The organism is Vicinamibacteria bacterium (assembly GCA_035620555.1).
Lineage (GTDB): Bacteria > Acidobacteriota > Vicinamibacteria > Marinacidobacterales > SMYC01 > DASPGQ01.
This window is the reverse complement of the sequence record DASPGQ010000540.1, coordinates 1-6,002: the sequence shown is the minus strand read 5'-3', so window position 1 is coordinate 6,002 and position 6,002 is coordinate 1. Positions and strand designations below refer to the sequence as shown.

Sequence of the window (6,002 nt, the reverse complement as noted above, 5' to 3'; positions counted from 1 at the left end):
CGCCGCCATCGTCGGCGCCCGACGGGGACATATTCTCGCCATCGATTCCAGAAACGTGAAGTGGGAGCCCATCCCTCTCGGTGAGGGCGCCCCGTCGTTTCAGATCGTCGTGGTCCCGAGCGGCTCTAACCGCAACCTCGCCGAAACCGGCTACAACGCGCGCGTGGACGAATGTTTCGCGGCTTGTCGAAAGCTCGCCGTTTACACCGGACGAGGCCCGGTCGCCGGCCTCGACGATTTCGACGACGAGGTGTTCGAACGTTTCGGCGACCGATTGACGGGACGCGAATTCCTTCGCGCACGACACTTCTTCACCGAGAGAGCCCGCGTCCGGCGCGGCATCGAGTTGTGGAAGCAAGGGGACATCGAGGGCTTCGGTGCGCTGATGAAGGCGTCCTGCCAAAGCTCGATCGAGAACTGGGAAGCGGGCTCACCCGAGCTCATCGAGATTCAACGGACGCTGAGCGAGACGAAAGGCGTATACGGCTCACGCTTCAGCGGAGCGGGCTTCGGCGGCTGCGTCGTGGCGCTCGTCGGAGACGATGCCGAGCTCCCCATGAAAGCCTTCACCGTCGAGAGCGACGACGGAGTCCGCGTCCTGTGAAGGCGATTGTCCTGTGCGCCGGTTTCGGTACCCGCATGTATCCGTTGACCCGCGGTCACGCCAAAACGCTTCTCCCCGCCGCGGGGAAGCCCATCGTCGGCCACCTCGTCGATGGGCTCGAGGAGACTGGGTTCTTCGAGCAGATCGTCGTCGTCTCCAATGCACGGTTTCACGATCGATTCATCGCCTGGGGCGAGAGCCGGGTGGTCGTCCTCAACAACGGCGTCACCCACGACGAGGCGCGTCTCGGGGCGGTACAAGATCTCGCGTGGACGATCGACCAGCTCGGCGTTCGAGAGCCGGTGCTCGTGGCGGCGGGCGACAATCTGTTTCGAGATACGCTCGAGCCGTTCGTCACCGACTACCTAAAGAAGCCCCGCAACTTGATCCTCCGGTACCTCGAGCCCAATCGCGACAAGCTGAGGAGGACGGGTGTCGCGGAAATCGACGACGCTGGCCGACTCGTCCGACTCGTGGAGAAACCCGAGAGCCCACCCTCCCAATGGGCGTGCCCCGCTCTCTATATGCTGCAAGCCGACGCTGTCGAAGAGCTCGGGCGCTACGTCGTCGAGCGCCCGTCCGCCGACGCACTCGGGAGCTTCATCGCCTGGCTCGCGCCGCGGCTTCCGGTGTTCACCCACGAGATGCGAGGAGATCGCCTCGACGTCGGTGATCTGGAAGGGTACGCTTCAGCCGAATCCTGGCTCACGAAGGGCCGATAGAGCGATGCCTTTTTCGATTTCGTTGCTTCCGCCATCCGGCGCCCGGGCGGGCCCCCGAGAGGGCTCCACTCCCGAGATCCGGGGTACCGCCGAAGCGAAGCTCGATATCGAATCGGATGGAATCGAGGTCGACCTCGGAGTCGTCGCCGTCTGGCTACTCGCGAGCGTCTTCGCGATTTCGTGCGGCGGCGGCAACGGTGTCCGCGTCATCAAGCTCGCTCATGGCCTGCCGACGAGCCATCCAGTTCACGAGGCGATGGTGTTTCTCGCCGAGCGCGCCGCCGAGAAATCCAGCGGCAGGATCCGAATCGACGTCCATCCTGCCGAGCAGCTCGGCACCGAGCGCGAGTGTCTCGAGCTCCTTCAAATTGGTGCCTTGGGGATGACCAAGGTCTCGACGAGCGTTCTCGAGAACTTCGTACCGCGTTACGCGGTATTCAGCCTTCCCTACTTGTTCCGCGACGAAGGGCATCGGCAAAAGGTGCTCCATGGCGAAATCGGCAAAAACATTCTCGGAGCCGGCGAAGATCAGGGCCTCCGCGGTCTCACGTATTACGACGCTGGCAGCCGGAGCTTCTACTCGAAAGAAAAACCGATCTCGAGCCCTACCGATCTCGAGGGTCTCAAGATCCGCACTCAGGAATCGAGCCTCGCCATCAGCATGGTGCAGGCGCTCGGCGGTGCGGCGACCCCGATTGCCTGGGGTGAGCTCTATACCTCGCTCCAACAAGGCGTCGTCGACGGCGCCGAGAACAACCCGCCCAGCTTCTATCTTTCGCGACATTACGAAGTCGCGCGTCACTACTCGCTCGACGAGCACACTTCGACCCCCGATGTGCTGCTGATTGGCGTTCGGTTGTGGCGTGAGCTGTCATCGGAGGAAAGAGAGGCAGTGAGCATCGCCGCCGAGGAATCCGCGAAGCTGCAACTGCGCTTGTGGCGCAAGGCGACCGAGGAGGCGCTCGATGCGCTGCGCGCCGCCGGAGTCGAAATCGTCTCACCCGACAAGGCTCCGTTCGTCGCCGCGGTGGAATCGATCTACCAGCGATACCGTGGTGAGGCCGAGCTCGCCGCGCTCATCGACGACATCCGGGCCGTGGAATGAGCCGCCTCAAAGCCCGCGTCGACCGCACGCTCGAGGCCGTCCTCGCGGCGCTCATGGCCGCGATGGTGCTCGTCGTGCTGTGGCAAGTCGCCACCCGATATCTCTTGCGCGATCCGAGCTCGGTGACCGAGGAGCTCGCTCGGTTCGGATTGATTTGGCTCGGCCTGCTGGCCGCGAGCTACGGTTTCGGACAGAAAGCTCACCTCGCGATCGACCTCCTCGACCCCGAGCACCGCAAGTGTTGGCTCGATGTGATCGTGGCGGCGACCGTGGTGTCGTTCGCCGTAACCGTTCTCGTCGTGGGTGGTCTTCGCCTCGTGGAAGCCATCCTCGCGCTGGGACAGACTTCCGCGGCGCTTCGATTCGAGCGAGGCTATGTCTACCTCGCGCTGCCCTTGTCAGGGTTACTCGTCCTGTTCTACACGATCGAGGCGGCAGTCACGCGCCTTTTGCATGGATCCAGTTAACACCATCGTCCTCGTCGGCACGTTCGTCGTGCTAATCGCGCTGGGAACACCCATCGCCGTGGGCATCGGCCTATCGGCGTTCGTGGCGTTGCTGATGACGATGGACATCTCCACGGCGACGATCTGTGTCGCCCAGCGGATGGCCGCGGGATTGGATCGGTTCACGCTCCTCGCAATTCCATTCTTCATACTCTCTGGCCAGATCATGAACCGCGGCGGTATCGCCAGGCGGCTCATCGATTTCGCCCGAGGCGCCGTCGGCATGCTTCCGGGCGGCCTCGCCTACGTGAACATCGTCGCCGGCCTGCTCTTCGGCGCGATCTCCGGCTCGGCGGTGGCCGCCGCCGCTGGAGTCGGCGGGTTCATGGTTCCGAGAATGAAAGAGCAGGGTTACGATGCAAGCTTCAGCGGCGCGGTAAACATCGCCTCGGCGACGACGAGCTTGATCATTCCGCCGAGCAATATTCTCATCGTCTACGCGCTCGCTGCCGGAGGGGTTTCCATCGCGGCGCTCTTCGTGGCCGGATACCTGCCGGGGCTTTTGGTCGGCCTGCTGCTGATGATCGTGGCGGGCACGATCGCCATGCGCCGGGGTTATCCCGTCGAGGCTCCTGTCGGTCTCGCCGAGCTCGGACGGCGATTTCTCGCGGCGCTCCCGAGCATGTTCCTCGTCGTCCTCGTCATGGGCGGCATCATCGCCGGATGGTTCACCGCAACCGAGGCGGGCGCCGTGGCGGTTCTGTACGCCTTCATCCTCGCCGTGGTCGTCTATCGCGAGGTACCGCTCCGCGCGATCCCCGGGGTGCTGGTCGAGGCCTCGACGACGACCGCCATCGTTCTGCTTCTCATCTCGGCTTCCATGGCGTTCTCCTGGGTGCTCGCCTACGAGCGCATCCCCGAGCTCGTGGTCGCCGCCTTCGCCCCTTTTGAAGGCAACACGGTCGTCACGCTTCTCATTATCAACGTCTTCCTTCTCGCCATCGGCACCGTCCTCGACATCACCCCCGCGGTCCTGATATTCACCCCGGTGCTGCTACCGTTGGTCACCGCGGTGGGCGTCGATCCGCTGCACTTCGGTATCGTGATGGTGCTGAACCTGTGCGTGGGCCTGTGCACGCCGCCGGTGGGAACCGTGCTCTTCGTCGGGTGCACGGTATCGGGATCGTCGATCGCCGAAGTGAGCCGGGCCTTGATCCCGCTCTATGCCGCGATGGTGGTGGCGCTTCTGCTCGTCACGTTCTTTCCCGAGCTGGCGCTCGCGCTTCCCCGATGGCTCGGGATATGAAGAGGCATCGAGCACGAGCAAAGAGCCCTCGATCTCGGATCATCCGTTGACCCACCCTTCGGTTCGAGCTAGTCTCGAACCATCTTGGAGCCGGACCGAATCGTCGTTCGCGGAGCGCGACAACACAATCTCAAGAACGTCACCGTCGAGATACCCAAGAAGAAACTCGTCGTTTTCAGCGGGGTTTCGGGCTCGGGGAAGTCGTCTCTCGCCTTCGACACTCTGTACGCTGAGGGCCAACGTCGCTATGTCGAGTCTCTCTCGAGCTATGCGCGGCAGTTTCTCGGGCAGATGGACAAGCCGCTCTACGACACGATTCGCGGCCTGTCGCCCACCATTTCCGTCGATCAGAAGTCTTCCTCTCACAACCCGCGTTCGACGGTGGGAACGATCACCGAGATCTATGACTACCTGAGAGTGTTGTTCGCGCGAATCGGCAAGCTCGTCTGCCATCGCTGTGGAAGCCCGGTTGCCAGGCAGACGCCGCCGCAGATCGTCGAGGAGCTCGAGAAGCTCCCGCCGGGAACGCGATTCCTGATCCTGGCGCCCTGGATCGTGGGACGGAAGGGCGAGCACAAGGCGCTCTTCGAAAAGGCCCGCCGGGGCGGGTTCACCCGCGTGCGCGTCGACGGCAAGGTTCACTCGGTCGAGGACGACGTCGTCCTCGACAAGAAGAAGAAGCACGACATCGAGCTCGTCATCGACCGGCTGGTGGCCAAACCCGAGCTCGCCTCGACGTCCCGCTCTCGGCTCACCGACTCCGTCGAGACCGCGTTGCGCGAAGGTCGCGGCGTCCTCGTCGTCCAACCCGAAGGCGGGAACGAGCTTCTCTTCTCCGAGCACCAGGCCTGTCACCGCTGCGGCATATCCTTTCCCGAGCTCTCTCCCCAGCTGTTCTCCTTCAATTCGCCCCAGGGCATGTGCCCCGACTGTCACGGGCTCGGAACCCGGGCGGAAATGGACGAGGGGCTCATGGTGCCCAACCCTTCGCTTTCCATCAACGAGGGCGCGGTGAGACCCTGGGGCGTCATCGAGGAAAAGGGAGGCTGGCGAGCTGCGGTGGTGCGCTCGATGGCGCGCCATTTCGGCATCGATCTCTCGATTCCCTGGAGCCGGCTTTCCGCGGCCGACCGCCGCATCATCTTATATGGCGCCGACCGGCAGCGGATCACGATCCGTAGGGGCAGGCGGTCGTTTCAGACCCGCTTCGAAGGACTCGTGCCCATCCTGATGCGCCGCATGAAAGAGACGGAATCCGAATCCGTCCGCAAGCACTACGCCCAGTTCATGTCGGACAAGCCCTGCTCGACCTGTCGGGGCGCACGCCTGAGGCCCGAGGCCCTGGCGGTTCGCATCGCGGGTAAGTCGATCGCGGAGCTTTCGGCGAGCTCGATCGACGACGCACACCTGTTCGCCACCACCGTCGATCTCGCCGGGACCGACGCGCTCATCGGCGCCGAGCTCCTCAAGGAGATCATCAATCGGCTTCGGTTTCTGCGTGACGTCGGGCTCGGATATCTCTCCCTGGATCGCCTCGCACCGTCGCTGTCCGGCGGCGAGTCACAGAGAATCCGCCTCGCGAGCCAGATCGGCTCCGAGCTGACCGGTGTCGTCTATATCCTCGACGAGCCCTCCATCGGCTTGCACGCCCGCGACAACGCGCGCCTTCTGGCCGCGCTCCGCCACCTGCGCGACATGGGCAATACCGTCGTCGTCGTCGAGCACGATCGGGAGACCATCGAAGCCGCCGATCACGTCATCGATTTCGGCCCGGGCGCGGGAGTGCACGGAGGGGAGATCGTCGGCACCGGGACCGCCC

At 63.9% G+C, this 6,002-nt stretch carries 6 protein-coding genes; all 6 read left to right on the top strand.

Annotation, left to right across the window (positions count from 1 at the left end; genetic code table 11):
• Window positions 1-604, top strand: a 604-nt coding sequence (locus tag VEK15_22000) for a hypothetical protein (protein HXV63389.1), incomplete at its 5' end; no start/stop codon positions are given.
• On the top strand, window positions 601-1,326 hold the full coding sequence (locus tag VEK15_21995; GenBank protein ID HXV63388.1) for a sugar phosphate nucleotidyltransferase: 726 nt from the start codon (window positions 601-603) through the stop codon (window positions 1,324-1,326). The genes VEK15_22000 and VEK15_21995, both read left to right, overlap by 4 nt.
• 4 nt (window positions 1,327-1,330) lie before the next feature.
• Window positions 1,331-2,431, top strand: a complete 1,101-nt coding sequence (locus tag VEK15_21990; GenBank protein HXV63387.1) for a TRAP transporter substrate-binding protein — start codon at window positions 1,331-1,333, stop codon at window positions 2,429-2,431.
• Window positions 2,428-2,898, top strand: a complete 471-nt coding sequence (locus VEK15_21985; protein ID HXV63386.1) for a TRAP transporter small permease — start codon at window positions 2,428-2,430, stop codon at window positions 2,896-2,898. The genes VEK15_21990 and VEK15_21985 overlap by 4 nt, the downstream gene beginning before the upstream one ends.
• Complete coding sequence (locus VEK15_21980; protein ID HXV63385.1) at window positions 2,885-4,183, top strand: TRAP transporter large permease; 1,299 nt, start codon at window positions 2,885-2,887, stop codon at window positions 4,181-4,183. Before VEK15_21985 ends, VEK15_21980 begins: the two co-directional genes overlap by 14 nt.
• A gap of 84 nt (window positions 4,184-4,267) precedes the next feature.
• Window positions 4,268-6,002 (top strand): excinuclease ABC subunit UvrA (gene uvrA / locus VEK15_21975; protein ID HXV63384.1); only part of this gene is annotated, 1,735 nt, incomplete at its 3' end.